Origin of the sequence: Lysobacter antibioticus (assembly GCF_001442535.1) — a bacterium.
Taxonomy (GTDB): domain Bacteria; phylum Pseudomonadota; class Gammaproteobacteria; order Xanthomonadales; family Xanthomonadaceae; genus Lysobacter; species Lysobacter antibioticus.
Genome location: NZ_CP013141.1, coordinates 3938226 through 3963760, shown reverse-complemented (window position 1 = coordinate 3963760; position 25535 = coordinate 3938226). Strand labels below are relative to the sequence as shown.

Annotated in this window: 24 protein-coding genes and 1 pseudogene; 11 read left to right on the top strand and 14 right to left on the bottom strand. The window is 66.1% G+C overall.

Translation table 11 applies throughout. The features are described 5' to 3' along the window. The 3 genes and pseudogenes from GLA29479_RS16005 to GLA29479_RS15995 all read left to right on the top strand — a co-directional run. Positions 1-738 (top strand): annotated as a pseudogene (locus GLA29479_RS16005) (FAD-dependent monooxygenase); the annotation flags it as partial. Next, the gene (locus GLA29479_RS16000; protein WP_057972165.1) at positions 735-1934 is read left to right on the top strand and encodes an FAD-dependent oxidoreductase; all 1200 of its coding nucleotides are present in this window, start codon (positions 735-737) and stop codon (positions 1932-1934) included. The pseudogene GLA29479_RS16005 and the gene GLA29479_RS16000, both read left to right, overlap by 4 nt. A gap of 152 nt (positions 1935-2086) precedes the next feature. Then, complete coding sequence (locus tag GLA29479_RS15995) at positions 2087-2413, top strand: hypothetical protein (protein WP_144436551.1); 327 nt, start codon at positions 2087-2089, stop codon at positions 2411-2413. Positions 2414-2452: 39 nt separating this feature from the next. Here the strand turns inward: GLA29479_RS15995 and GLA29479_RS15990 are convergent, their stop codons facing one another. From GLA29479_RS15990 to GLA29479_RS15970, 5 genes are all read right to left on the bottom strand, one after another. Beyond that, positions 2453-3766 carry an MFS transporter gene (locus GLA29479_RS15990; protein WP_057972163.1) on the bottom strand — a complete coding sequence of 438 codons (1314 nt, stop codon included), beginning with the start codon at positions 3764-3766 and terminating at the stop codon, positions 2453-2455. Between the two features lie 665 nt (positions 3767-4431). After that, complete coding sequence (locus tag GLA29479_RS25795) at positions 4432-5193, bottom strand: EF-hand domain-containing protein (RefSeq protein ID WP_057972162.1); 762 nt, start codon at positions 5191-5193, stop codon at positions 4432-4434. 189 nt (positions 5194-5382) lie between these two features. Next, positions 5383-6453 carry a 23S rRNA (cytidine(2498)-2'-O)-methyltransferase RlmM gene (gene rlmM / locus GLA29479_RS15980; RefSeq protein ID WP_057972161.1) on the bottom strand — a complete coding sequence of 357 codons (1071 nt, stop codon included), beginning with the start codon at positions 6451-6453 and terminating at the stop codon, positions 5383-5385. Positions 6454-6574: 121 nt separating this feature from the next. Next, on the bottom strand, positions 6575-7129 hold the full coding sequence (locus GLA29479_RS15975; RefSeq protein WP_057973228.1) for a nucleoside deaminase: 555 nt from the start codon (positions 7127-7129) through the stop codon (positions 6575-6577). 17 nt (positions 7130-7146) lie between these two features. Continuing rightward, positions 7147-8913 carry a glutamine--tRNA ligase/YqeY domain fusion protein gene (locus GLA29479_RS15970; protein ID WP_057972160.1) on the bottom strand — a complete coding sequence of 589 codons (1767 nt, stop codon included), beginning with the start codon at positions 8911-8913 and terminating at the stop codon, positions 7147-7149. Positions 8914-9159: 246 nt separating this feature from the next. On the opposite strand from GLA29479_RS15970, the gene GLA29479_RS15965 reads away from it, so the two are divergent. The 4 genes from GLA29479_RS15965 (at position 9160) to msrA (ending at position 12744) form a co-directional block, all read left to right on the top strand. Then, positions 9160-9444 (top strand): putative signal transducing protein, encoded by a 285-nt coding sequence (locus GLA29479_RS15965; RefSeq protein ID WP_057972159.1) that lies wholly within the window; start codon positions 9160-9162, stop codon positions 9442-9444. Between the two features lie 241 nt (positions 9445-9685). Next, positions 9686-10627, top strand: coding sequence for a DMT family transporter (locus tag GLA29479_RS15960; RefSeq protein WP_057972158.1), 942 nt, complete (start codon positions 9686-9688; stop codon positions 10625-10627). A gap of 42 nt (positions 10628-10669) precedes the next feature. Continuing rightward, entirely contained in the window at positions 10670-11200 is a 531-nt protein-coding gene (locus tag GLA29479_RS15955; RefSeq protein ID WP_057972157.1) for an adenine phosphoribosyltransferase, read from the top strand. A gap of 896 nt (positions 11201-12096) precedes the next feature. Then, the gene (gene msrA, locus GLA29479_RS15950; RefSeq protein ID WP_057973227.1) at positions 12097-12744 is read left to right on the top strand and encodes a peptide-methionine (S)-S-oxide reductase MsrA; all 648 of its coding nucleotides are present in this window, start codon (positions 12097-12099) and stop codon (positions 12742-12744) included. Between the two features lie 146 nt (positions 12745-12890). On the opposite strand, the gene GLA29479_RS15945 is transcribed toward msrA, so the two are convergent. The 3 genes from GLA29479_RS15945 to GLA29479_RS15935 all read right to left on the bottom strand — a co-directional run bounded on the left by GLA29479_RS15945 (position 12891) and on the right by GLA29479_RS15935 (position 15159). Further along, the gene (locus GLA29479_RS15945; protein ID WP_057918947.1) at positions 12891-13463 is read right to left on the bottom strand and encodes a DJ-1/PfpI family protein; all 573 of its coding nucleotides are present in this window, start codon (positions 13461-13463) and stop codon (positions 12891-12893) included. Positions 13464-13567: 104 nt separating this feature from the next. After that, entirely contained in the window at positions 13568-14212 is a 645-nt protein-coding gene (locus tag GLA29479_RS15940; RefSeq protein WP_057918946.1) for a hypothetical protein, read from the bottom strand. Further along, the gene (locus GLA29479_RS15935; RefSeq protein WP_057918945.1) at positions 14209-15159 is read right to left on the bottom strand and encodes a LysR substrate-binding domain-containing protein; all 951 of its coding nucleotides are present in this window, start codon (positions 15157-15159) and stop codon (positions 14209-14211) included. Before GLA29479_RS15935 ends, GLA29479_RS15940 begins: the two co-directional genes overlap by 4 nt. Positions 15160-15307: 148 nt before the next feature. On the opposite strand from GLA29479_RS15935, the gene GLA29479_RS15930 reads away from it, so the two are divergent. Together GLA29479_RS15930 and ahpD are read left to right on the top strand one after the other, a co-directional pair. Beyond that, entirely contained in the window at positions 15308-15847 is a 540-nt protein-coding gene (locus GLA29479_RS15930) for a peroxiredoxin (RefSeq protein ID WP_031374202.1), read from the top strand. Positions 15848-16192: 345 nt separating this feature from the next. Further along, positions 16193-16720, top strand: coding sequence for an alkylhydroperoxidase, AhpD family (ahpD, locus tag GLA29479_RS15925; RefSeq protein ID WP_057972156.1), 528 nt, complete (start codon positions 16193-16195; stop codon positions 16718-16720). 1068 nt (positions 16721-17788) lie between these two features. On the opposite strand, the gene GLA29479_RS15920 is transcribed toward ahpD, so the two are convergent. Continuing rightward, entirely contained in the window at positions 17789-19423 is a 1635-nt protein-coding gene (locus GLA29479_RS15920) for a PKD domain-containing protein (protein ID WP_082638739.1), read from the bottom strand. Positions 19424-19941: 518 nt separating this feature from the next. Here GLA29479_RS15920 and prmC point away from each other — a divergent pair. Together prmC and pip are read left to right on the top strand one after the other, a co-directional pair. Further along, positions 19942-20805, top strand: coding sequence for a peptide chain release factor N(5)-glutamine methyltransferase (prmC, locus tag GLA29479_RS15915; protein ID WP_057973225.1), 864 nt, complete (start codon positions 19942-19944; stop codon positions 20803-20805). An 85-nt stretch (positions 20806-20890) separates the two neighbouring features. After that, complete coding sequence (gene pip / locus GLA29479_RS15910) at positions 20891-21832, top strand: prolyl aminopeptidase (RefSeq protein WP_057918942.1); 942 nt, start codon at positions 20891-20893, stop codon at positions 21830-21832. 189 nt (positions 21833-22021) lie between these two features. Here pip and GLA29479_RS24675 read toward each other — a convergent pair whose 3' ends face one another. Genes GLA29479_RS24675 through GLA29479_RS15895 form a run of 5 tightly spaced genes read right to left on the bottom strand, consistent with a single transcriptional unit; the run spans position 22022 to position 25494 of the window. Next, a complete protein-coding gene (locus GLA29479_RS24675) occupies positions 22022-22384 on the bottom strand; it encodes a hypothetical protein (RefSeq protein WP_144436549.1) in 363 nt (120 codons plus the stop codon). Between the two features lie 43 nt (positions 22385-22427). Then, positions 22428-23264, bottom strand: a complete 837-nt coding sequence (locus tag GLA29479_RS23785) for a putative phage abortive infection protein (RefSeq protein WP_169795677.1) — start codon at positions 23262-23264, stop codon at positions 22428-22430. A 53-nt stretch (positions 23265-23317) separates the two neighbouring features. Further along, entirely contained in the window at positions 23318-23908 is a 591-nt protein-coding gene (locus tag GLA29479_RS15905) for an NUDIX hydrolase (RefSeq protein ID WP_057972155.1), read from the bottom strand. A gap of 48 nt (positions 23909-23956) precedes the next feature. After that, positions 23957-24886, bottom strand: a complete 930-nt coding sequence (locus GLA29479_RS15900) for a 5'-3' exonuclease (RefSeq protein WP_144436548.1) — start codon at positions 24884-24886, stop codon at positions 23957-23959. Positions 24887-24909: 23 nt separating this feature from the next. Beyond that, positions 24910-25494, bottom strand: coding sequence for a nitroreductase family protein (locus GLA29479_RS15895; protein WP_057972153.1), 585 nt, complete (start codon positions 25492-25494; stop codon positions 24910-24912). Between the last annotated feature and the right edge of the window lie 41 nt (positions 25495-25535).

Here is a 25535-nt window from a genome sequence, read left to right as displayed (position 1 = left end):
CGCGAGGCGCTCGCGATCGGCGCCGACGAATACGACTACGGCCAGACCTTGTTCGTGACCCGGCTGCGCGGCGAACGCGCGCCCGACGGCACCGCTTACGAGCGGCTCGGCGCCGAAGGCCCGACCGCGCTGCTGCCGCGCGGCGATCGCCACTACGGCCTGATCCACAGTGTCGCCACCGCCCATGTCGAGGCCGTCGCCGCGCTCGACGAAGCCGGCTTCATCGCCCGCGCCCAGGAGGCGTTCGGCTGGCGTGCCGGGCGCTTTCTCGCCTGCGGCGCGCGCAGCCTGTACCCGGCGATCCGCGTGCTGGCCCGGCGCACCACCGAACGGCGCGCGGTGCTGGTCGGCAACGCCGCCCAGACCATCCACCCGATCGGCGCGCAGGGCTTCAATCTCGGCCTGCGCGATGCGATGACCCTGGCCGAACTGATCCAACGGCAGCTGGCCACCGGCCATGTCGATTGCGGGGCCGACGAATTGCTCGAACGCTACGCGCAGCGACGCGCCTGCGACCGTGAGCGCACGGTAGCGTTCTCCGATGGTGCGGCGCGATTGGCCGCCAACGACAGCGGCCTGATGCGTCCGCTGCGCAGCCTGGGCCTGTTCGCCGTCGATCGCCTGCCGAGCGCGCAATCGTTCCTGGTCGGCGGCGCCATGGGCTATCGCGGCGAGGTGCCGGCGCTGTGCCGTGGCGAACCCGGCGGCGACGTCCGTTCGTTCGGGGGCCGCGCATGAGCCGGCGCGATCTGCTCGACGTGGTCGTGGTCGGTGCCGGCGTGGTCGGCGCCGCCGCGGCGCTGGCCTTCGCCCGCGACGGACTCGAGGTGGCCTTGGTCGAAACCCGCGAGCCGCCGCGTTGGAACGCAGAGCGACCGGACCTGCGCGTGTACGCCTTCGCTCCCGATAACGCCGCCCTGTTGAACGACCTGGGCGTATGGGCGGGGGTGCGCGAGGCGCGCCTGCAGCCGTACCGCGCGATGCGCGTGTGGGACGCGGCCGGCGGCGGCGAACTGCATTTCGATGCCGACGCCTTCGGCCGTCGCGAACTGGGCTGGATCGTCGAACACGGCTTATTGGTCGACAAGCTGTGGGTGGCTTTGCCCGCGGCCGGAGTGCAACTGCATTGCCCCGACCAGGTCGAGTCGCTCGAACTCGACGCGCCCGACAGCGTCGGCGTGATCCTCCAAGGCGGACGCCGCTTGCGCGCGCGCTTGGTGGTCGCCGCCGACGGCGCCGAATCCAAGCTGCGCCGTCTCAGCGGCATCGACGCACCTACGCACGACTACGGCCAGCGCGGGCTGGTGGCCTATGTCGACAGCGAACTGAGCCACGAGGCGACCTGCTGGCAACGCTTCCTGCCGGGCGGGCCGCTGGCGTTCCTGCCGACGCTCGGCGACGCCGACGCGCGCGACCGGCGCAGCTCGATCGTCTGGACCTTGGCCGAGGCCGAAGCCGAGCGCTTATTGGCCAGCGACGACGCTTCGTTCCTGATCGAACTCGAACGCGCCTTCGCCGGGCGCCTGGGAGCGTTGACGCGGGTCTCGCAACGCGCCGCGTTCCCCTTGCGGCGTCAGCTCGCACAGCGTTACGTCTCCGGGCGTGTCGTAGTCGCCGGCGATGCCGCCCACGTCGTGCATCCGCTGGCCGGGCAGGGCGTCAACCTGGGCCTGCGCGACATCGCCGCATTGCGCGGCAGCCTCAAGCAGGCGCACCAACGCGGGCTCGACCCGGGGTCGCCGACGCGCCTGGCCCGTTGGGCGCGCGAGCGGCGCAGCGAGAACGCACTCGCCGCCTACGGCTTCGAGGGCTTGAACCGGGTGTTCTCGAACGACGATGTCGCCGCGACCCTGCTGCGCGGACCGATGCTCGGCCTGGCCGGAAAACTGCCGCCGCTGACGCATTACTTCTGGAAGCGCGCGGCGGGCTTGTAACGCGCCGACCGTTGTCGCGCCGAACGGTTGCCGTGTCGAGAGCGGCACGGTCGAGGCCGGTACTCTCGACGCCGCACACCTTGAAGAGTCGCATCGTCGAATGCGCGCTGCGGCCCTGCGATACGATCGTGGGTATGGATGCGGAGGGCGCGATGAAACGAAGCGATGGATCGAACCGGAGCCGCTGGCTGTGTTGTACGGTGTTGTTGACCGCGGCACTGCCGCAATGGGTCGGCGCGACCGCCCAATGTCCGCCCGGTACCGGCGAGAAGGGCCCTGTGTTCTGGGCAGTAGGCTTCGGCGTGCTGGGCTTGTTCTTCGTCCTTGGACTCGCGGTGGTATTCGGCGCGGTGCGGGCGACGCGGGGCCTGAAGTGGACGCGGCGCCTGCCGCTGTTGCTCGCCGCGCTCGTCGCCATGCTTTGCCTATGGACCCTGGGCCTGTGGCTGTTCGGCAGCTACTTCGTGATGGTTTGCTGAGCGCAGCGGGCGTGGGGGAGCCTTCCCGAGCGACAGCGCTCAATGCTCGTGAAAGCGCTGCTTGGTCCTCAACAGATACACCGACACCAATACGCCGATCACCGCCACCGCCATGACGTAGTAGGCAGCAGTCATGCCGCCGAGCTTTGGCGCCAAGGTGCCGATCAGCGGCGGCGTCAATGCGCCGAACACCGCATAGGCGACGTTGTACGAGAACGACAGCCCGGAGAAACGCACCGGCGCCGGGAACGCGGCGATCATCACCGCGGGGATCACCCCGACTACGCCGACGAATACGCCAGCCAAGGCGTACAGCGGCAGGAAGTTGGCGCCGCCATGGTTGAGGTCGTAGTACAGCGCGAAACTGCTGGCGAACACGCCGAGCGAACCGATCAGCAAGGCGCGGCCGCGGCCGAGCCGGTCGACCAGCAGGCCGCCGCCGATGGCGCTGAGGGTCAGGCAGAACGCCGCCAGGCTGTTGCCGAGGAAGGCGCGCTGCGGGGCGATACCGAACTGGCTTTGCACCAGGGTCGGCGTCATCAGGATGATCACCACGATCGCCGCGGTCAGCAGCCAGGTCACCAGCATCGACAGGACCACGCCGGCGCGATGGTCGCGCAGCACCTGCTTGAGCGGCAGTTCGCGCACTAACTGCCGGCTTTCGCGCATCGCCGTGAACACCGGGGTTTCGCTGAGCCAGCGCCGCAGGTACACGGCGAGAAAGCCGAACACGCCGCCGATCAGGAACGGCACGCGCCAGGCCCAGCCCAGCACCTCGGCCGGCGCGAACCAGGTGTTGATCGCGGTGGAGATCAGCGAACCGATCAGGATGCCCGCGGTCAGGCCGGCGGTGAGGCTGGCGCAGGCGAAACCGACCCGGCCCGGCGGCGCGTGTTCGGCGACGAAGGTCCAGGCGCCCGGCACTTCGCCGCCGATCGCGATGCCCTGGACGATGCGCAGGAACAACAGCAGCAGCGGCGCGGCGATGCCGATCTGGGCGTAGGTCGGCAACAGGCCGATGCACAGGGTCGGCAGCGCCATCAGGAACACGCTCAGCGCGAACATGCGCTTGCGCCCCGAACGGTCGCCGAAATGCGCCATGACGATGCCGCCGATCGGGCGCACCAGATAGCCGGCGGCGAAGATCCCGTAGACCTGCAGTTCGGCGAGCCAGCCCGGCATGCCCGGCGGGAAGAACAACTGGCGCAGGGTCGCGGTGAGGAACACGAAGATGACGAAGTCGTAGAACTCCAGCGCCCCGCCGAGCGCCGACAGCAGCAGGGTGCGCGCATCCTTGCGGTCGAGCCGGCGCGCGGGGACGGAGACGGACGGCGACACGGAACTGGCGGTCATAGGGCGGGCGCGGGGAGCGACAGACGGAAGCAGGCACTATGCCGCAACGACGGCGCGGTGCAAGCAATGGCCTCCTGTGGCGCCGCCAACATAAGAATCTCGCCGTCGCCGTCGCCGTCGCCGTCGCCGTCGCCGTCGCGATGGCGGTTGCCGTTGCTGTGCGTAGCCTCGCATTAGCGAAGGCAAAAGAAGACCCGAAGGGCGGCGCGCAAGGATGCGCGCCGTTTTTCATCGGGACAGGGATGTCCCGTATGAAAAATCCCCGCGGAGGCACCGCTCGTGCGGGCCTGTGATTCAAAGAAAAGCATTTTTCTTTGGTTACCTTTCTTTTGTTGCTTATGACAAAAGAAAGTAACCCGCCGCTTTAGTGGCGGAAGCTTTTAGCGTTTGATCCTGATCTTGATCTCGCTTCAGCGATGCGCCGCAAGACCGAATCAGCGCGGTCGCGGCTCGCGCCGCTCCTACCCCTTGCGAAAGCACGCCGCTTCGATTGGATGACATCGGCGTTGCGGCTTCTGCGCGGCCCTTGATCGCGACTTATGACCGAAGGAAATCCAGTAGGACATCGCTCCTACAGAGAGCAGAGCCGCTGTACTGCCACTGCCCAAACACGAACGCCTCCGTTTCCGGAGGCGTTCGCGAATAGCCGCGGAATCAAGCGACCATCAACGCATCCAGCCCGACAGTTCCTTCTTGCTCAGGCGCCCGTTGTTGTCGACGTCGACCGCGCGGAACTCCGCGGTCAGGGTCGCGTTGCTGCGCGCCTCGGCGCGGCTGATGTTGCCGTCGTGGTTGCCGTCGAGGGCGTCGAAATCGATCTTGTACTCGCCGATCACCGAGTTCGGAGGGCTCGAGGTGATGGTGACCTGCGGCTGCACCGGCACGGCCGGGGCGGGCGCCGGCATCGGTTGCGGTACCGGATCGGTCTGCTGAGTCGCTTCCGCGGTCGCCGCGGCGGCGGCCTGCGCCACGGTGGTCGCGTCGGTCGCGACCGAACTCGCCACGCGCGCCGCATCGCCGGCGGCGCGCGCTTCGATCGCGGCACCGGTGGGATTGCTGCCGGCGGTCGCCGCGGCCTGCGCCGAACGCGCCGCTTCGGCGGCGACGGTGGCCTGGCGCGCGGCCGACTGAGCCTCGATCGCCGATTGCTTGGCCTGATACGCGGTCGCTTCGGCGGTCAAGGCGCCGCGTTCGCTCAAGGAACCTTCGTTGCGGGTCGCGGCGGCGGCTTGCGCGGCGGCCTGTGCGGTCGCGGCGTCCTCGCGCGCCGAACGCGCTTCGCCTGCGGCCATCTCGGCCTTTTCGACCGCATCGTGTTTGGACTGGACCTTGGTCGCGGTTTGCGCCGTGGCGGCGCCGCTGGCGCCGAGTGCGGCGATCAGCGCCAGGCCGATCAGGGGGTGCGGGTGGGTCGCGTGCTGTTTCATCGCTGTAACCTCGCGTGGGGACACCGCGACGCTAGACCCGTGTCGGTCAAGTCGATGTAAAACGGCGAAACCCCACCTGAATGAACGCGGCTCGAAGCGTGAATGCCGGGTGTCCGTCACGCCCCAGACGATGTGCGGTCGCGACATGCTCGATTCATCGCCAAGACCGGCCGGCCCTGGCGTGGCGGATCACTTCGGCGTCGCGAACACCGTGATCTCTTCGCGGTCGTGATACAGCTGGCGCGCACGCACGATCATCGGGCGATGGGTCTGGTACTCGAACGCTTCCAGGCAGGTCTTGGTTTCTTCCCAGCGCTTCTTCATCGGCAGTTTGAGATTGAAGATCGCCTGCTTGCACCATCCTTCGCGGAACCAGGTCGCCATGCGCTCGGCCACGCGCGCGGGCTGTTCGACCATGTCGCAGACCATCCAGTCGAGCTTGCGCTTGGGCTGCCAGGAGAAACCGTCCGCGCGCAGATGATCGACGCGGCCGCTGTCGAGCAGCGCCTGGCGCAGCGGGCCGTTGTCGACCGAGGTCACCATCATGCCGTTGCGCATCAACACCCATGTCCAGCCGCCCGGCGCGGCGCCGAGGTCGGCGGCCTGCATGTTGTCGCGCACCAGGCGTTCGCGTTCGTCGGCGTCGAGGAAGGTCAGCAGCGCTTCTTCGAGCTTGAGCGCGGAACGGCTCGGCGCATCCGGATGCATGCGCAGGCGCGGGATGCCGAGCGGCCACGGCGAGCTGTCGCCGGGCTCGGACATCGCCAGCATGGCGTGATCGCCGGCGAGGAAGGCGACGTGCAGGCGCGGGCGCCGCGCATCGTCGGCCTTGCTGAGCCAGCCGGCCTTGCGCAGCGCCGGGCGCAGGGCGTTGCCGAAGCTGCGCGCCAGGCCGGCGAGCGGCTTGTGCTCGTCGGAGTCGGGATGTTCGACCACCAACTCGCCGAACATGGAAACGTTGAGGCCGCTGCCTGCCTGCGCTTCGAGCGCGGCCAGCATCGGGGTGATGCGGTCGGCCGGATCGAGGCCGCGCAGGTCGGCCAGGCGCACCAGCTTCTGGCGCGCGAAGATCAGCGACGACCATGGCAGCGCGCGCGACAGCGCCTTGGCGTCCTCGACGATGAACTCGACATAGCCGCTGTTGCGCTCGGTGCGGGCGTAGCCGGGGTGGCCGGCGCGCGCGGCGCGTTCGTTCAATTCGCCGGCGAGCTCGGGTTCGAAACCGGCGCGGCACCAACACAGCAGGGCGTTATCGGTCATCGTGGGAACTCGTTGTCTTCAGGGGTGGGGGCGGTGCGAGCCGCGACCGCGAGGTCGCATCGACCTGCGCGGCAAGCATGGAGTCGTACGCGGCTCGTACCGCGCCGGCTCCGGAGCGGCGTCAGTAAGCGACGCCGCTCTCGCCATAACGGCGCAGCACTTCGCAGGCGGCGTCGCGTTGCAGGTCGCGGCGCACCGCGATGCCGCGGCGTTCCAGTTCGCCGATCCAGTCCGCCGGCAGCGGGCCTTCGTCGAATTCGGTCAGCCGCATCACGTCTTCCGAGCGCGCGCCGATCAGCAAGGTGTCGATGCCGGCCCAGAAGCTGGCGCCGTAACACATGCAGCACGGCTGCGCCGAGGTCGCCAGAGTCATCGGGCCGATCTCGTTGAGGCGGAACACGCTCAGCGCGGCCTGCGCGCACATGAAGGCCATCATTTCGGCATGCGCGACCGAGCAGTTCTGCGGCACCACGCGATTGACGCCGACCCCGACCACCAGACCGTTGCCGTCGAACACCGCGGCGCCGAACGGCCCGCCGCTGCCCATCTCGATGTTGTGACGCGACAGCTCGACCGCCAAGGCGACCTTGTCTTCGTCGTCGAGGTAGGCGCGCTTGCGGTCGACCACCTCGTCGATCCACGCCGGCAGCGCCAGCATCACCGTCTTGGTCAGCAGATTGGGGATCTTGGGGCTCATGCCTGCGCGGCCCAGGTGTCGCGCAGGGTCACGCTGCGGTTGAACACCGGCCGTTCCGGGGTGTGGTCGTAACGGTCGGCGACGAAATAGCCGACGCGCTCGAACTGGAAGGCCTGCTCGCGCTCGGCGGTGGCCGCCGAGGGTTCGACGTAGCCGGTCACGGCGCGGCGCGAATTCGGGTTGAGGTGGTCCTGGTAGGTCTTGCCGTCGCTGTCGTCGTCGGGTGCAGCGACGTCGAACAGGCGGTCGTACAGACGCACTTCGGCGGCGACGGCGTGACGCGCGCTGACCCAGTGGATGGTGCCCTTGATCTTGCGGTCGGCGCCGGCCATGCCCGGACGCGACTCCGGGTCGAGCGTGCCGCGCAGCTCGACGATTTCGCCGGCCTCGTTCTTGATCACTTCGTCGCAGCGCAGGATGCCGGCGCCGCGCAAACGCACTTCGCCGCCCGGGATCAGCCGCTTGAAGCCCTTCGGCGGCACTTCCTCGAAGTCCTCGCGCTCGATCCACAGCTGGTTCGAGAACGGCACCTGGCGCGCGCCGAAGCGCTCGTCCTTCGGGTGGTTGGAGAAGTGCAGCGATTCTTCGTGATCGTCGCCGAGGTTGCTGATGACCAGCTTGAGCGGGTCGAGCACGGCCATGCGGCGCGCCGCGGCGGCGTCGAGGTCTTCGCGCAGGCAGCCTTCGAGCACCGAGTAGTCGATGGTCGAGTTCTGCTTGCTCACGCCCAGGCGGTCGGCGAACAGGCGCAGCGAGGCCGGGGTGTAGCCGCGGCGGCGGATGCCCTGCAGGGTCGGCATGCGCGGGTCGTTCCAGCCGTCGACCAGGCCTTCCTGCACCAGCACCATGAGCTTGCGCTTGCTCATCACGGTGTAGTTGAGGTTGGCGCGCGAGAACTCGATCTGGCGCGGGATCGCGGCTTCGTTGGGCAGGCCGCGCGCCAGCAACGGCGCCAGCAGCTCCGGCGAATTGGGCAGGTCGACGCGGCCCACGCACCAGTCGTAGAGCGGGCGGTGGTCTTCGAACTCGAGCGTGCACAGCGAGTGGGTGATGCCCTCGCAGGAATCGCTGAGCGAGTGGGCGAAGTCGTACATCGGATAGATCGGCCAGGCGTCGCCGGTGTTCTGGTGGGCGACCTTCTTGATCCGGTACAGCGCCGGGTCGCGCAGGTTGATGTTGCCCGAGGCCATGTCGATCTTCGCGCGCAGGGTGCGCGCGCCGTCGGCGAACTCGCCGGCGCGCATGCGCTGGAACAGGTCGAGGTTTTCCTCGACGCTGCGCTCGCGGTACGGCGAATTGCGGCCCGGCTCGTTGAGGTTGCCGCGGTAGGCGCGCACTTCCTCGGCGCTGAGGTCGCAGACGAAAGCGTCGCCCTGGCGGATCAGCTTCTGCGCGGCGAGGTAGAACACCTCGAAGTAATCCGAGGCATGGCGCAGCTCGGCCCACTCGTAGCCCAGCCAACGCACGTCTTCCTGGATCGCGGCGACGTATTCGGGGTCTTCCTTGGCCGGGTTGGTATCGTCGAAACGCAGGTTGCAGCGCCCGCCGAACTCGTTGGCGACGCCGAAATCCAGGCAGATCGCCTTGGCGTGGCCGATGTGCAGATAGCCGTTGGGTTCGGGCGGGAAGCGGGTCCGGATCGCTTGGTGCTTGCCGCTGGCCAGGTCGTCGCGAACGATCTGGCGGATGAAATCCTGCTTGACTGCCGTAGCGGCGGAGTCGGTCGGGGATTCGGGAGCGGTGCGGGCGGGATCGGCGGACATGCGTCACGGCAAAGGCTGGGAAGGTCGTGAAGTTTAGCCTTTGGCGGCGTTCCCTGCCTTGGCGGCGCTCGTCCGTCGGGCCGGAGCCGCGTTCCGGCGGCTCGCGCGAGCCCGTGTCGGGGGGCGCCGGGCTTTGCCGGGCGTGCCTGGAACGCTGCGTCCGCGTGCCGTGCACGGGCCAAGCCGGCCGCCGCGGCGTATGCTGGCCGCAGACCCGCGAGGCCGTTGCGCCGAAGGACAACGACGATGAAAGTCGTCTATGAAGCCGCCCATCTGATCGATGCCCATCTGGTCCGGCATGCGCTGGAGGCGGCCGGCATTCCGGTATTCATGAAGGGCGAGGCCTTGCTCGGCGGCCTCGGCGAACTGCCGTTCGGCCCGGTCCAGGTCTGCGTGCCCGAGGCTGCTTGGCCAGAAGCGCGCGAGGTGGTCGATGCGCTCTCGCTGGGCGAACCGCCACCGCCAGCGAGTGACTCGGCCGAGCCCGACCCGACCGAGGCGATGCCGCCGCCAGGCTGGCTTCCGGCCTGAGTCCGGGGGCGCGACGCCCGAGGTGTCGCGAGGTCCGCTGCCGCTGCGGCGGGATCGGGCCACGGCCGTCAGGCCCGCTGCCTGACGCCACTGTCTTCCTCTCTCATCGAGCCCTGCGGCGCGTCCGGTCGAATGCCGGTCGCCGGCGCAGGGCCTCCGGATCGCTCCGACGGCGTTCCGGCTTTCATGGAGTTCCGATCGTGCATTCCGCTTCGTTCCTGCTTGCTTCGGCAGGGCGCTCATGAGCGCCTCGTCCTCCACCGCCACCCTGCGTACGCCCTTGATCGAAATGCTGATCGGCGCCTCGGTCATCAGCAGCTCGGCGGTGTTCGTGCGTTGGGTCGAGATCGGCCCGGCCGCATCGGCGTTCTGGCGCATGGCCCTGGCCGGGGTGATCCTGTTGATGCTGCTCGGTCAGCCGTGGCGACGCGATCGTATGCGCCATTGGCGTCCCGACGGACGCACGCTGGGCCTGGTGATGTTCGGCGCGGCCTTCCTGGCGCTGGACCTGTGGCTCTGGCATCGCAGCATTCTCTATGTCGGTGTCGGCCTGGCGACCTTGCTCGCCAACTTCCAGGTATTCGTGCTCGCCGGCGTCGGCGCGCTGGTGTTCGGCGAACGCGCCGGCTGGCGGCTGTGGGTGGGGCTGTTGATGGGTCTGGTCGGCCTAGCGCTGTTGCTCGCGCCGGGGTGGGAGCACGTCGACGAGCGTTTCCGTCTCGGCGTGTTCTACGGCCTCGGCACCGCGCTCGCCTATGGCGTGTTCCTGCTCGCGTTCCGTGCCGCTCAGGCGCGCCGCCAGCAGACCCCGAACGAAGCCCTGCAGTGGTGGCTGTGCCTCGGCAGCGCGGCGATGCTCGGCGTGTCGGTGCCGTTCGGCGGCGAAAACCTGATCCCCACCAGCGCCCACGACTGGCTGATCCTGTTCGCCTATGCCGCGATCGCGCAGGTGTTGGGCTGGCTGGTGATCGGCCGCGCCATGCCGCAGCTGCCGGCCGGCATCGTCGGCCTGTGTCTGTTGTTGCAGCCGTTGCTGGCCTATGTCTGGGACGTGCTGCTGTTCCACAAACATCTGGGCGGGATGGAACTGCTCGGCATCGGCCTGTCCCTGGCGGGTATCTTCCTGGGCCTGCTGCGGGGCGATCAGCCGCTGTTTACGGTGCGCCGCAGCGAGGCCGCCTGAGTCGCGCTTCCGCCCTCCCATCGTCTGCTGCAAGGTAAGCGCATGAACGACTCCCAGAACACCCTCGGCGCCCTGATCCGCGCGGTCGCCGATTTCCCCAAGCCCGGCGTGACCTTTCGCGACATCACCCCGTTGCTGGCCGATGCCGGCGGCTTCGCACGCTGCATCGATGCCCTGGCCGAGCCCTGGCAGGGTAGCGGCGTGCAGGCCGTGTGCGGCATCGAATCGCGCGGTTTCATCTTCGGCGCCGCCCTGGCGCAGAAGCTGCACGCCGGCTTCGTGCCTGTGCGCAAGCCCGGCAAACTGCCGCCGCCGCTGATCGCGGTCGAATACGAGCTCGAATACGGCCGCGATCAACTTCAGGTGCGCAGCGACGCCCTGAAGCCCGGCGAACGCACCTTGCTGGTCGATGACGTCCTGGCGACCGGCGGCACTTTGGCGGCCGCACGCGAGCTGGTCGAGCGCCTGGACGCGGTGCTGGTGGGTGCGAGCGTGCTGATCGAGCTGGATGCCTTGCGCGGTCGCGAACGCTGGTTGGGCGACACGCCGGTGCATGCCTTGTTGCATTACTGAGGGTCGGCGGCTGCGCCGTGTGTCGCAGCAATCAGTGTCTTAGGCGAGTGACGCGGCAATCGGGAATCAGCGCGGTCGCGGCTTGCGCCGCTCCTACCCAAGAGCGGCGAGAGTTGATGTTCTAAGGATTTTGCCGTTTCCGTTTCCGTTTCCGTTTCCGTTTCCGTTTCCGTTTCCGTTGCTGTTGCTGTTGCTGTTGCTGTGCGTCGCTTCGCACTCGCGAAGGCAACAGAAGACCCGGAGGGCGGCCCGCAGGGATGCGGGCCGTTTTTCATCGGGACAGGGATGTCCCGTATGAAAAATCCCCGCGGATGCAACGCTCGTGCGGGCCTTTGATTCAAAGAAAAGCATTTTTCTTTGGTTACCTTTCTTTTGTTGCTTATGACAAAAGAAAGTAACCCGCCGCTTTAGTGGCGGAAGCTTTTGGCGTTTGATCTTGCTTCGCAAGAAGCCACAAGCCCCAAGCAAGTGCAAAGCTTCCGTCCGCTGACGCGGCCGGGTTACTTTCTTTTGCTAAGCCCAAAAGAAAGGTAACCAAAGAAAAGGGCTCTCCTTGCAAGGGCACAGGCCACGAGTGCGATGCCCGCGCCGGGATTTTCCGATAAGACATCCTTGTCTTATCGGAAAACGGCGCACGTCCTGTGCGCCGCCCTCCGGGTCTCCAGGCGTTCTCGCGAGGTCGGTACTGCGCCAAGCTCATCACGGCAACGGCAACGGCAACGGCAACGGCAACGGCAACGGCAGGCGCCTGGCCGGAGCCGAGGCCTTGGAATCCAGGGGGGGGCTCCCCCTCGCGCCCATCCGCCCGCGGCGCTTGAATCCTGCCCACCTTGCCGCATCTCATCCGCACGGCGTCCTTCGACGCAGACGGAGACAAAACGATGGCCGGTTCCTCCATTCCTGGCGTGGGCGCGTTCAAACAGCGCATGCCGCAGCGCGAAGACGCCTTGCCCGGGCGCGCTGCGCCGCTGCCGCTGGACAATGTCCATCATGTCCTCGGGCGGCCGTTACGCGACGACTTCGAGGGGCTGGCACGGGTCCAGTTCGGCATGGGCTGTTTCTGGGGCGCCGAACGCAAGTTCTGGTCGCTGCCGGGCGTGTTCACTACGGCGGTCGGGTACTCGGGTGGTTACACCCCCAATCCGAGTTATCGCGAGGTTTGCAGCGGGCAGACTGGTCACACCGAAGCGGTGCTGGTGGTCTACGACCCCCAGTTGGTCGCATTCGAGGACCTGCTGAAGGTGTTCTGGGAAAGCCACGACCCGACCCAGGGCATGCGCCAGGGCAACGACGAGGGCACTCAGTACCGGTCGGCGCTGTACTGCGAGACCGAGAGCCAGCATCAGGCGGCATTGGCCAGTCGCGATGCCTTTCAGGCGAAGCTGCGCGAGGCGGGGTTCGGCGAGATCACCACCGAGATCGCGCAACCCGCGCCGACCTTCTATTACGCCGAGAACGAGCACCAGCAGTATCTGTCGAAGAACCCGATGGGCTATTGCGGCCTCGGCGACACCGGAGTGAGTTGCCCGATCGGCGTGGTCTGAGCGGAGGGATCCAATCCATGCGAAAACGGCGCACATCGGTGCGCCGTTTTTCGTTGATCCGTTCGCGTCCGGTCAGCAACACGAGCGTTGCTGGTTATACGATCGTCTGCAAAGACGACGTTGGGCGTTCGAAGCGCGAGCGCGCCTCAAGCGAATTCGCGCGCGAACATGGCGCGGTATTGCCGGATGGAATCTTCCTGCTCCGGTACCAGGATACGCAGGCAGGCCTGCGCGAACGAAATCGGTGCCGAGCCCGATGCGCTCACGACCAGGCCGTCGCTGACGCAGCTGCCGTCGCGGTATAGCGCCTTGCCGCCGTATCCCGGCACGTCGTCGAGATAGCCCGGCTCGTTGCTGGTGTGCGCGCGATCGTCGAGCAGTCCGGCCTGGGCCAATGCGCGGGTTGCGCCGCAGATGCCGGCGACTGGCCGGCCGCCGGCGACGCGGGCCTTGATCGCGGCGAGGATCGGCTCGGGCGCGGACGCCTGTTCCCACAGCGGGCTGCCCGGCAACACCCACAGGTCGGCGGCGAGGGGATCCAGCTCGGACAAGCGATGTTGCGGTTGCAGGGTCACTCCGCCCATCGAGGTCAGCGGCGTGGCTTCGATGGCGGCGATGGCGGTCTGCAGGCCGAAGAACGCTCGCGCCGCGGCGAGGATGGGGCCGTACTCCCAGTCCGCGGGTTGGTCGATCATCATCGCCACGATGGTCTTGCTCATATCCTGCTCCTGCTGCGGTGGGAGGAGCATCATGGCGCAGTCGCGGCTTGTGGATTCGACGATGCTCGCCTGCGTTCTCGCGACTGTGACCGCCGTTACTGCGTTCAGTACGCCTGGATCGAACAGGCGTAGACCAGTTCGCAGGCACCCTTGCCGCTGTCGGTGCGGCTCATCGAACTGTCCCAGCGCATGCCTTCGTCGGTCTCGACGCGTACCAGCCAGCCGTCGACGCGCACGCGCTGGTCCTTGCGCACGCGCTTGAGCGCGCGGGCGACTTCGGCGTCGGCCGGAATGATGTGCAGATTGCCGACCGAGCGTTGCATCTCGTCGACCGGAATCGGCGGCTTGCCGAAGTAGCGATAGGTCAGGAACCGCACTTCCTGGGTGATGTCGAGTTGCGACAGTACCGTGTCTTCGCGCATGCGGCCCCAGCCGATGGCCAGGTCGGTCGGCGAGAATTCGGCCTCGCGTCCCATGCGATAGTCGCGCCGCGACAGCACCCGGCCGTCGATGCTGAAGCCGGCCAGCGGCGTCACTGCGCCCGGCTCGAGCTGGAACGGTCGCAGCGTGGCCGGCACCGAAGTCTGCAAGGGCTCGGCGCCGTCGACCACGCGCGGCGGCATCGGGCAATCGACGCTCGCGCCGTTGGCGGGTTCCGGGAAGTGCAGGGGACGCGGCGACACCGGCGAGTACCACCAGCCGATCGCGCTCAAGATCAAGCAACACACGACCCAGGCGCGCGGACTCATCGCGCGTCCCGCGCCGGTTTGCGCGCGCCGTGGCCGTTGCCGCGCGGAGGCTGCAGCAGCGAGGCCGGCAACTTGCGCAGTTCCTCGGCCAGTTGCATCAGGAAATCCGACATCGCCGAGCTGCGCCGCCACAGCATGCCGATCTGCCGGTGCGGCGGGTCGCCGGCAAAGCGGAGCAGATGGATGTCGGGCGACTGCGGCACCGGCGGCTGCACTGCGAGCATCGGCAACAAGGTGATGCCGACACCGGCGGCGACCATCTGCCGCAGGGTTTCCAGGCTCGTAGCGCGGAAGCCGTCGCGCTCGTCGGCGCCGGACAAGCGGCAGACGTCGAGCGCCTGGTCGCGCAGGCAATGGCCTTCTTCGAGCAGGAGCAAATGCTGATCGTCGAGGTCGTGCAATTCGAGCGTGTCGCGCCCGGCCATCGGATGCTGCTGCGGCACGGCCAGCAGGAAGGGTTCGTCGAACAAGGGTTCGACATGCAGTTGATCGTCGTGTATCGGCAGCGCCAGCAGGCCGGCATCGAGGCGGCCGTCGCGCAGGCGGGCGAGGATCTGGTCGGTCTTCTCCTCGACCAACAGCAACTCCAGTCGCGGGAAGCGCTTGCGCAGCCCCGGTACGACGTGCGGCAGCAGATAGGGGCCGAGGGTAGGGAACAGCCCCAGGCGCACAGTGCCGGCCTCCGGGTCCTGGCTGCGGCGGGCGATCTCGCTCATCTGCTCGACATCGGCGATGACCTTGCGCGCTCGCTCGGCGATGTCGCGCCCGACCGGGGTCAGCATGACCCGGCGCGGCGCGCGCTCGACCAGCGACACGCCCAGTTCTTCTTCGAGCTTCTTGATCTGGGTCGAAAGCGTGGGTTGGCTCACGAAGCTCGCGGCGGCGGCTCGGCCAAAATGCTTGTGATCGGCCAGGGCGACCAGATATTTGAGATCACGCAGGTTCATCGATGGTCGCCAATTGATATAGACTATCGCCATAATAGGAACAATTCATTTCAGTAATCAATTACTGGGGTGCAACATACGACCCCTAAGTTGTTCCTTCGGCAACAACCCCTCTTTACCCCTCCCATCCCTTCAAGGAGTCATCCGCATGCTTTCGATCGGCGAGAAGTTCCCGAAATTCAAGGTCAAGGCCACCGTCGGTATCGAGAATCTCGATAGCGCGTTCGCCGACATCGACAACGACACCTACAAGGGCAAGTGGCTGCTGGTGTTCTTCTACCCGAAGGACTTCACCTTCGTCTGCCCGACCGAGATCAAGGGCTTCGGCGACCTGAACCAGCAGTTCCTCGACCGCGATTGCCAGGTCCTGGCCGCCTCGACCGACAGCGAGTTCGTGCATCTGGCATGGCGCAAGGACCACAAGGACCTGCGCGACCTGCCGTTCCCCATGCTCGCCGACATCAAGAAGGACCTGACCTCGGCCCTCGGCATCCTGTCGGAAGACGGCGTCGCCCAGCGCGCCACCTTCCTGGTCGATCCGGACGGCATCATCCGTTTCGTCTACGTCACCGACGGTTCGGTCGGCCGCAACCCGCAGGAAGTGCTGCGCGTGCTGGACGCCCTGCAGACCGACGAGCTGTGCCCGTGCAATTGGAACCAGGGCGAGAGCACCCTCAAGGTCGCCTGATCCGTTCGGATCGCACGACCCGGGAGTGATTCCCCGCGGAGCCGGATTCCGTGACCCGGCTCCCCTCTGGTTCTGCCTGCGCTGTCGGCTCACCGCCAGCGCAGTTTTCAAAGTAATCCCGCATGCGGGCCGGCCTCGCCGGTCCTCCCTCCCTCCCGTGCGGGATGCCCACAGTCGGGGTTCGCCCCGACTGTTCCTATCCGCTTCGTCCCGTTCGTGTCGTTTCCCAGCCAGCCGTGCGCGATGCGCATGCCCGCCAGGCGATGGCGCGTGCCCGGTCCTCGCGATCGGTGCGCCTGCGCCGCCGCGACGCGACGATCCCCCGCCGATTCCAGGAGTATTCCGATGAGCCTCTCCGATCTTCGCAACTCGCTTCCCGATTACGCCAAGGACCTCAAGCTCAACCTCGACAGCGTGCTCAGCGACGCCGGTTCGCCGGGTCTGGACGGCAAGCAGATCCGCGCCATCGCCCTGGCCTCGGCGATCGCCTCGCGCCACAAGCCGCTGGCCGCCGCGATCGAAGCCTTCGCCGCCGACAAGCTGTCGCCGGAAGAAATCAACGGCGCCAAGGCGGCTGCGGCGGTGATGGCGATGAACAACATCTACTACCGCGCCACCCACCTGATCCAGAACGAAGAGTACGGCCAGCTGCGTGCCGGCCTGCGCATGAACGTCATGGCCAGCCCTGGCATCGACAAGATGACCTTCGAACTGGCCTCGCTGGCGGTGTCGGCGATCAACGGTTGCGGTGCCTGCATGGATTCGCACGAGAAGGTCGTGCGCAAGCACGAAGTCAGCGCCCAGGGCGTGCAGAGCTCGCTGAAGATCGGTGCGGTGGTGCATGCGGTGGCGGTGACGCTGGAGCAGATGTGATCGGTTGATTCGATCGGTCAGTCCGATGTTTCTACGAAGTCGCCGGCGAAAGCCGGCGATGTTTGTTTGAGAGACGAGACAGGAGATCGTGGTCTGATTGTCGACCGCCGTTGCCTTTGCCGGTGATCCTGCCTTCGCCTTCGCCTTCGCCTTCGCCTTCGCCTTCGCCTTCGCCTTCGCCTCTAGCTCTAGCTCTAGCTCTAGCTCTAGCTCTGGCGTGGCGCAGCTTTTATCTCGCGAGACCGAGGGAGACCCGGAGGGCGCCGCACAGGACGTGCGGCGTTTTTCGATAAGACAAGGATGTCTTATCGGAAAATCCCGGCGCGCGCATCGCACTCGTGGCTTGTGCCCTTGCAAGGAGAGCCCTTTTCTTTGGTTACCTTTGACCGAAGGGAATCCAGACGGACTTTTGAGCTTAGCAAAAGAAAGTAACCCGGCCGCGTTAGCGGACGGAAGCTTTGCACTTGCTTCAAGGGAACGCCGTAGGCTGGCAGGGCGTGGTCGCGGCTCGCGCCGCTCCTACCCTCGCGACGGCACGTTGCTTCGACGAATAGTATCGGCGGTGCCGCTCCTGCATGTCCCTTGGTCGCGACTCACGTCGCTCCTGCAGGTTGGGAAGCTTTGCACATGCTTAAGGCATCTAAAGAAACAAGATCAAACGCCAAAAGCTTCCGCCACTAAAGCGGCGGGTTACTTTCTTTTGTCATAAGCAACAAAAGTCCGTCTGGATTCCCTTCGGTCAAAGGTAACCAAAGAAAAATGCTTCTTTTTGAATCACAAGCCCGCACGAGCGATGCCGACGCAGGGATCTACATACGGGACATCCCTGTCCCGATGAAAAACGGCCCGCATCCATGCGGGCCGCCCTCCGGGTCTTCTATATCCTTCGCGAGTGCGAAGCGACGCACAGCAACAGCAACAGCGACAGCGACAGCCAGAATCAACAGGGTAGGAGCGGCGCGAGCCGCGACCGCGCGCTGGCGGCTACGACCTACTACCGTTCTCCCGGCACACCATCGGCTTCACCGCGCATGCGTAACTAACGGCAATACGGCAATCGCTACCGACTCAACGCACCTCGAACTCGTAGATCCGCGTCGCCGGATCGCCGTTCTGGGTCGGGGTGCCGATGTTGAGCTTGATGTATCGGGCCGAGGTCGCGCTGATCGAATGAGTCGAGGTGCTGGCGGTATTCGCGGTCACCGTGACCGGGGTGCTCCATGAGGTGGCGTTGGTCGAGGTCTGGATGGTGAAGGCCTTGGTGTTCCACGAGGTGGATTCGCCGCCGGCGCCGGCGTGCTTGACCACGAAACTGCTGACGGTCTGCGCCGAACCCAGGTCGACCTGTAACCAGGCGGAAGCGGCCAGCGAACAGAACTTGTCGGTGTTGCCGCCGGACACGCTGCCGTTGACCGCCTTGGCCGGAGACTCGTTGCTGTTGCACGCGCTCGAGCCGGTGGCGGGTTTGTTGAGGGCGAGGTTGACGTTGCCGCTGCCGACCGAGACGGTCTGGGTCTTGGTATGGGTCGCGCCGCCGTTGTCGGTCACGGTCAGGCTGACGGTGTAGTTGCCGGCGCTGGCGTAGGTGCGGCTCGGACTGGTCGCGGTCGAGGTGCCGCCGTCGCCGAAGTTCCAGCTGCGCGAGGCGATCGTGCCGTCGCTGTCGGTCGAGGAATCGCTGAAGTTCGCGGTCAGGCCGTTGACGCTGACGCCGAAGTTCGCGACTGGCGCGGTATTGCCGCTGACCGCGTTGTTGATCGCGGCGGCGTATTGCGCGGTCGTGCCCTGCGCCCAGCACTTCTGGATGTCGTCGTATAACCACAGGAAGCCGCCGCTGATGCCGGCGCTGGTCTTCCAGCCGGCCATGCGGGTCTGCACCTGCGCAGGGCTGTCGCCGGCGGTGCAGCCGGTGCCGTGCTTGGTCCACAGGCCGGGCATGACGGTCATGCCCATCGCGGTGTTCCAGCTGGCCGGGTCGTTGCCGGCGCCGCCGTCGTAGACCTGCAGGTAAATGCGGTCGACCGAGCTGCCGAGGTTGTCCTTGACCCCTCGCCAGAAGCTCGTATTGGTATACGGCGCGAAAGTGATCTTGTAGCCGAGCCCGACCAACATCTGGCCGAACTTGGTGGTGTCGGCGACGTTGTAATGGCTTTCGTCGTCGAAGTTGACCGCATCGGCGCCGGTGGCGGTCTTCAGCGCCTGGAAATTGCGGTAAAGGATGCTGGTGCTGCCGGTGCCGCAGACGATGGTGGTGCCGCAGCCGGCGGCGGTGCCGTTGGCCAGGTTGGCCATGCGTTCGAAGTCGGGCACGCCCCAGGCGCCGATCGAGACTTCTACCCGCTTGACCGAGGTCGGCGCGGTCTTCAACGAAGCCAGCCGCGCCGGCCAGTCGGCATCGCTTCCGGTGTAGGCGCCGTTCTTGACGATCGGGATATCGTTGTAGACCAGATCGCCGTTGGCCTCGATGTGGACGCTCCATAGGAACACCGTGGTGAAGCCGGAATTGCGCAGGTCGTTGATCACGGTCTGGCCGCCGGAATAGAACGGGCCGCCGCCGAAGATCGCCGACTCGGCGGCGGCCGCGGTCGGCGCGACGGCGGCCAGCGCCAGCGCGATGAAGGCCGGCAGCGCGCGCGAGAACGTTCGGGCCGTGGCGCCGGTGGAGTGGAGGCGGCTCGGTAGGTGCTGGTTCGACTTCGGCATGGAACGTTCCCCTGCAATGAGCGTCACGGTGTGACGCGTTGGCGTCGATGCGCGCTTGCGATGGCGAGTGATTGCGCTCCTGCCGCCACGACGCGCTCCCTGTCGCCGATGGCGACGCGCCACATTGGAAGCGGCAAAATCGGCGTGTCAACATTTAGATCGATTTAAATAAGGGTAAAAACGTTTAAATGCCGAGTCGGCGCGATTTTTCCCCACTCAATCAAGGCGCTGCGCACGGCCCGCGCTGATAGCAAAACCGGGAGGCATCGCGCCTCGCGTGGTGTAGCCGCGCTGCGCCGCAACAGGCTTTCGCGCGAGACGGCGCCATCGAGCCGCAACTCCGGCGCCACTATCCGGCGCAGATGAGCGGTGTGCGTGAAGAAAGTGTGCTTTCAGCATGCGGTGGGTGATCGAGATACCGTCAAGGAGAGCGATTCGACCGTTGCGAGCCACCCGGTGTGACCGTATTCGCGAATCGGAATGCGCGCACCCGCAATCGCCTCGCGTACGATGCCGCGATGAATTCCCCCAGCGACCCCCATCACGACACCGGCGCCGAGCGCATCGACGCTGCGCTGTGCTGGGCACGGGCGTTGATCGGCCGCGGCGAAGCCGAGCTGCTGCTCGCGCATGCACTGGAGCGGCCGCGCAGTTGGCTGTTCGCCCACGACGACCACGTGATGGACGCGACCGTTGCGCAACGCTACCGCCGTCTGGTCGAGCGTCGCGTCGCCGGGGAACCGGTGGCTTATCTGCTCGGGCAGCGGGGCTTCTGGCGTTTCGATCTGGCGGTGACGCCGGCGACGCTGATCCCGCGTCCGGAGACCGAGCGCCTGGTCGAACTGGCCCTGAGCCTGCTTCCCGAAGATCGCGACCTGACGATCGCCGACCTCGGCACCGGCAGCGGTGCGATCGCCCTGGCCCTGGCTTTCGAGCGGCCGCGCGCGCGGGTGATCGCGGTCGATTTCAGCGCCGACGCGCTCGAGGTCGCGCGCGCCAACGCGGCCTCGCTGCAACTGGGCAATGTCGAATTCCGGCACGGCGACTGGTTCGCGCCATTGGCCGGCGAACGCTTCGATCTGATCGCGAGCAACCCGCCGTACATCGAGGACGACGACGTCCACCTGCAGCAGGGCGACCTGCGTCACGAACCGCGCAGCGCGCTGGCTTCCGGCGCCGACGGGCTGGATGCGATCCGCGTCATCGCCCGCGATGCGCCCGCGCATCTGCAGCCGGGCGGTTGGCTGCTGATCGAACACGGCTGGGAGCAGGGCGCGGCGGTGCGCGCCTTATTGACCCAGGCCGGCCTGGTCGATGCGGTCACCGAACGCGACCTGGAAGAACGCGACCGCGTCAGCTTGGCGCGCAAGCCCGGCGCCTGAGAGCCGCCTCGCCGACGCCCGATCCGGTCACGCCATCGCGGCCGCGTCCCGTTAGACTTCCCGCATCCCGAATGCGAGGCCTGCGATGCGCACGCTCTATCCCGAGATCGAACCCTTCGACACCGGCACGATCCAGGTCGACGACCGCCACACCCTGTATTACGAACAGTGCGGCAACCCCGACGGCAAGCCGGTGGTGCTGCTGCACGGCGGCCCCGGTGCGGGTTGCAGCCCGAAGATGCGGCGTTTCCACGACCCGGCCAAGTACCGCATCGTCCTGTTCGACCAGCGCGGCAGCGGCCGTTCGACCCCGCATGCCGACCTCGTCGACAACGGCACCTGGGAGCTCGTCGCCGATATCGAAAAACTGCGCGCCAAGCTGGGCATCGACCGTTGGCAGGTGTTCGGTGGTTCCTGGGGCTCGACCCTGGCGCTGGCCTATGCCGAAACCCATCCGCAGCAGGTGACCGAGCTGGTCCTGCGCGGCATCTTCATGCTGCGCCGTTGGGAACTGGAGTGGTTCTACCAGGAAGGCGCCTCGCGCTTGTTCCCGGATGCATGGGAGCACTACGTCAACGCGATCCCGCTGGTCGAACGCCACGATCTGATCAGTGCCTTCCATCGCCGCCTGACCAGCGAAGACGAGAAGACCCGTCTCGACGCCGCACGCGCCTGGAGCGTATGGGAAGGCGCGACCAGCTTCCTGCATGTCGACGACGATTTCGTCAGCGGCCACGAAGACGCGAAGTTCGCGCTTGCCTTCGCCCGCATCGAGAACCATTACTTCGTCAACGGCGGCTTCTTCGAAGTCGAAGACCAGTTGCTACGCGACGCGCACAAGATCGCCGACATCCCGGGCGTGATCGTGCACGGCCGTTACGACGTGGTCTGCCCGGTGCAGAACGCCTGGGAACTGAAGAAGGCCTGGCCGAAGGCCGAGCTGACGATCACCCCGGCGTCCGGGCATTCGGCGTTCGAGGACGAGAACGTCGATGCGCTGGTGCAGGCGACGGATCGGTTTGCCTGATCGGTTTCGCCTGCGCGGCGACCCGCTTGCCGCGAGTTCCCGTAGGAGCGGCGTGAGCCGCGACCGCTCCGCCTGGGCTTGCGTCGTTACTAGTTGGAGCCAAGGGTAGGAGCGGCGCAAGCCGCGACCACGGAGCCACGATCGCCCACGCCGGCAGCCGCAGATTCGCCGTCGCGGCTTGCGCCGCTCCTACCCCAAGGCTCCGAACGAGCCGTCGTAGTGGTTGCTGTTGCTGTGCGCCGATTCGTACTCGCGAAGGCAATCGAAGACCCGAAGGGCGGCGCGCAGGGATGCGCGCCGTTTTTCATCGGGACAAGGATGTCCCGTATGAAAAAGCCCTGCGGCTGCATCGATCGTGCGGGTCTGTGGTTCGAAGAAAAACAACTTCTTTAGTTGCATTTCTTTTGTTGCTTTAGACAAAATAAAAGTAAGCCGCTGCTTTAGTGGCGGAAGCTTTCGGCGTTTGATCTCGAGTTTGCTTGAGCGAGACGCCGCAAGACCGAAGCAGCGCGGCCGCGGCTTGCACCGCTCCTGCAAGGGGCTGATTCGCAAACACTCTCGTTATATTGGCGAAAGCTGGTCGCAACCTCGCAGCTTATTTGCCATATGCATTTTTTGAGTAGGTGTCTCGATCTTGTGGCAGGCCTATTAGCCCTAGATCGCTCATATTCTTTAGGATTGCATATTGTTCAATTAGGGGCTTGAATTTTTCCCCATATTTACTGATGCCGTTGTAGTGCAGGAGCGTAAGCTCACTGCTTGAGAGCTGTGCTCGAACGATTCCAGAGTAGCTGTTTTTATTTGTTATGTCGCTTTCGTCGAGAAACTTGTAGATTCGATAGAGGTGCCGAAAGTAGTGTCCAAGGTTCTGTTCGTTTTGCTTCCAGAACTCTTCGTAGCAGGTGTGGAACCCTTCGTCTTCGTCAGGATGGTAGTCCCCACGTCTGAGTTTTAGCATTTCATTCATCAAGCGCTTACGAAATACCGAGAAGCAGTCCCTTCCTTGAATGGTAACCTGCCCAGCACTGCGGAGATCTAGGCTGGAAACAATGTCGTTGTGAAGTCGTATCAGCTGAAAGAATGTGTTCTCGAAAGTCTGAGTCGCCAAAGATTTATTTTGCTCGTCAAGCGCCTTGGCTGATCGCCGTAGCTCTTCCGTAGATAATTTTAGCTCAATGCTTTGGACTCGAAGGGTTAACGCGAGTGCAATCAAGGCGAGGAAGGCAAATGTGGCATTTAAGGTGCCTCCTACATAGTCACCGAATTCCGCCCAGGCTGATTTTTCTTCACTGAACGATCCTCCGAAATTAAACGCATATAGTCCTATCGCAATGGTTCCTGCTGCTGCAGCGATGACGACTAAAGATACAAGAATCTTCGATAAGTGCGTGACAAGCCATGGGGTCTGTTCGACTACGGATTCGTTTGCCATCGCTATGTCCTCCATGAATGACTCGGGTTTTCCTTGGCGTCGAACCTTGGCAACTATTGAGCGGATGTGCCGTCCGGGTTGCGTTCGATCATCCACAGACCGGCCCACAGTTTGAGGTCGAGCTCGAAACCCTCGGCCTGTTTGCGCATCAGCCAGGCCGGGGCGTCGGCGCGCGGGACTTCGTGGACGAGGATGTCTTCGCCGTCGACGCCGCCGCCGTCGCCGACTTTGCGCATGCCGGTGGCGCGGACGAAGGCGATGCGTTCGCTGCTCATGCCGGCCGAGGTCGGGCCGGTCAACAGCACTTCGACGCGGGCAGGCTCCCAGCCGGTTTCTTCGACCAACTCGCGGCTCGCCGCCGATTCGAGGGTGTCGTGGGCGTGGTCGTCGCCGACCAGGCCGGCCGGCATCTCGATCGTGCGTGCGGCCAAGGGGACGCGGTACTGCTCGACGAACAGGATCCGGTCCTGCGGCGTCACCGCGACGATGATCACCGCCATGCCCTTGCCGTGGGTGCGTTCGGCGTACTCCCAATGGCCGCGGCGCATCATGCGCAGCCACTGGCCGTCGTACAGGGTCTCGACGCGTTCGGCGTCGTGCCCGGGGGGGTGTCGGTCGGAGTGTCCGTGGTCGGCTGGCGTCATTGCGTTCCTCGCGTCATCGCATCGCAGTCTTGTTGCAAGAGAAGGATGCTACGACGGAACCTGTGACGTCGCGAAGTCGAGCCCGACCGCTTCGTGCAGACGGCGACGGGTCATCGGCCCGAAACGCAGGCGATCGCACAGTTCCACCAGGCCGGCAGCGTCGGCCTGGCCGCGCACGAAGTGGCCGCTGCTGTCGCCGAGCGGGGCGTCGACCGCGATCGTGGTCAGTTGCCGGCACAGCAAAGCCTGGGCGCGGTGCTCGCGCAGGCGCGCGGCCGCGCTGGCGGCGCCGCGCACGCGCAGGAACGGCACTTCCTCGACCCGTGCCAGCAAGGCATCGAGGGTGTCGAAGTGGCCGAGCAGGGCGGCGGCGGTCTTGGCGCCGATGCCGGGCACGCCGGGGATGTTGTCGACCGCATCGCCGGTCAGGGCCAGATAGTCGGCGATCTGTCGCGCCAGCACGCCGTGCCGCGCCGGCACGCCCTCGGCGGTCCAGCGCTGGCCGCGGGCGAAGTCCCACTGTTCGTCGTGGCCGTCGAGCAATTGCGACAGGTCCTTGTCGGCCGAGACGATCACGCCGCGGTAGCCGTGCGTGCGCATCGAGGCCAGGGCGCTGCCGATCAGGTCGTCGGCTTCGTACTCGACGTGGGCCAGCACCGGCAGGCCGAGCGCGCTGCACAAGGCCTTGCAGTGGCCGAACTGGCGGCGCAGCGCTTCCGGAGCCGGGTCGCGGTTGGCCTTGTAGGCCGGGTACAGCGCGTTGCGGAAGCACGAATCCAGGGCTTCGTCGAAGGCGATGGCGATGTGGCGCGGCCGCTCGCGTTCGATCAGCTCGAGCAGGAAGCGGGCGAAGCCGTGGACGGCATTGGTCGGCCAGCCCTCGGCATCCTGGAACTCGTCCGGGATCGAATGCCAGGCGCGAAAGACGTAGAGGCTGGCGTCGACCAGATAAAGCGGAGTGCGCGGCGCGATAGTCATGGCGTCATTCAAACACGCGGCGCTCAGGCCGGCGACCAGATCTGGGTCAGGTCGGCCGGGTCCGGGCGGTCGCGCTCGGGCGCTTCGAGCTTGGGCGTGCCGATATGGATGAAGCCGGTGATGCGTTCCTCGGCGGCCAGGCCCAGCCATTGCTTGACCTGCTCGTCGTAGGCCGGCCAACCGGTCAGCCAGACCGCGCCGAAGCCGAAGGCCTGCGCCGCCTGCAGCAGGGCGAAACAGACGCAGCCGGCGGTGAGGGTGCGCTCGAACTCGGGGATCTTTTCATCCGGTCCCAGGCGGGCGATCACCGCGACGATTATCGGCGCGTGAGAAAAGCGTGTGCGATCTTTCTCTACGGCGCTGGGACCGGCCTCGGGAAACAGTTCGATGCCGCGTGCGGCGACGCGTTCGCCGAGCACGTGGCGGTCGTCGCCGCGCAGGACCAGGAAGCGGAAGGGCACGCGCTTGCCGTGGTCGGGCACGCGCACGGCCGACCGCAACATACGCTGCAGCGTCGATTCGTCCGGTCCGGGGCCGGAAAGTTGCTTCGCCGGCACCGAACGTCGGTTATCTAGCGCGCGCAGCAAGTCGAGATCATTGGGTTGCATGGAAGACAAATTGACTCCTGTCACAAAAATGAACGGCGAAG

Bases quoted from the DNA above. Each gene is read 5' to 3' on its own strand.
- rlmM (WP_057972161.1), bottom strand. From the start codon at position 6,453: ATGACCGATAACGCCCTGCTGTGTTGGTGCCGCGCCGGTTTCGAACCC.
- GLA29479_RS25795 (WP_057972162.1), bottom strand. From the start codon at position 5,193: ATGAAACAGCACGCGACCCACCCGCACCCCCTGATCGGCCTGGCGCTG.
- GLA29479_RS15940 (WP_057918946.1), bottom strand. From the start codon at position 14,212: ATGAGTCCGCGCGCCTGGGTCGTGTGTTGCTTGATCTTGAGCGCGATC.
- GLA29479_RS16000 (WP_057972165.1), top strand. From the start codon at position 735: ATGAGCCGGCGCGATCTGCTCGACGTGGTCGTGGTCGGTGCCGGCGTG.
- GLA29479_RS15990 (WP_057972163.1), bottom strand. From the start codon at position 3,766: ATGACCGCCAGTTCCGTGTCGCCGTCCGTCTCCGTCCCCGCGCGCCGG.
- GLA29479_RS23785 (WP_169795677.1), bottom strand. From the start codon at position 23,264: ATGGCAAACGAATCCGTAGTCGAACAGACCCCATGGCTTGTCACGCAC.
- GLA29479_RS15955 (WP_057972157.1), top strand. From the start codon at position 10,670: ATGAACGACTCCCAGAACACCCTCGGCGCCCTGATCCGCGCGGTCGCC.
- GLA29479_RS15970 (WP_057972160.1), bottom strand. From the start codon at position 8,913: ATGTCCGCCGATCCCGCCCGCACCGCTCCCGAATCCCCGACCGACTCC.
- GLA29479_RS15895 (WP_057972153.1), bottom strand. From the start codon at position 25,494: ATGCAACCCAATGATCTCGACTTGCTGCGCGCGCTAGATAACCGACGT.
- GLA29479_RS15960 (WP_057972158.1), top strand. From the start codon at position 9,686: ATGAGCGCCTCGTCCTCCACCGCCACCCTGCGTACGCCCTTGATCGAA.
- GLA29479_RS15945 (WP_057918947.1), bottom strand. From the start codon at position 13,463: ATGAGCAAGACCATCGTGGCGATGATGATCGACCAACCCGCGGACTGG.
- GLA29479_RS15995 (WP_144436551.1), top strand. From the start codon at position 2,087: ATGAAACGAAGCGATGGATCGAACCGGAGCCGCTGGCTGTGTTGTACG.
- prmC (WP_057973225.1), top strand. From the start codon at position 19,942: ATGAATTCCCCCAGCGACCCCCATCACGACACCGGCGCCGAGCGCATC.
- GLA29479_RS15920 (WP_082638739.1), bottom strand. From the start codon at position 19,423: ATGCCGAAGTCGAACCAGCACCTACCGAGCCGCCTCCACTCCACCGGC.
- pip (WP_057918942.1), top strand. From the start codon at position 20,891: ATGCGCACGCTCTATCCCGAGATCGAACCCTTCGACACCGGCACGATC.
- GLA29479_RS15900 (WP_144436548.1), bottom strand. From the start codon at position 24,886: ATGACTATCGCGCCGCGCACTCCGCTTTATCTGGTCGACGCCAGCCTC.
- ahpD (WP_057972156.1), top strand. From the start codon at position 16,193: ATGAGCCTCTCCGATCTTCGCAACTCGCTTCCCGATTACGCCAAGGAC.
- GLA29479_RS15905 (WP_057972155.1), bottom strand. From the start codon at position 23,908: ATGACGCCAGCCGACCACGGACACTCCGACCGACACCCCCCCGGGCAC.
- GLA29479_RS15965 (WP_057972159.1), top strand. From the start codon at position 9,160: ATGAAAGTCGTCTATGAAGCCGCCCATCTGATCGATGCCCATCTGGTC.
- GLA29479_RS15930 (WP_031374202.1), top strand. From the start codon at position 15,308: ATGCTTTCGATCGGCGAGAAGTTCCCGAAATTCAAGGTCAAGGCCACC.
- GLA29479_RS15935 (WP_057918945.1), bottom strand. From the start codon at position 15,159: ATGAACCTGCGTGATCTCAAATATCTGGTCGCCCTGGCCGATCACAAG.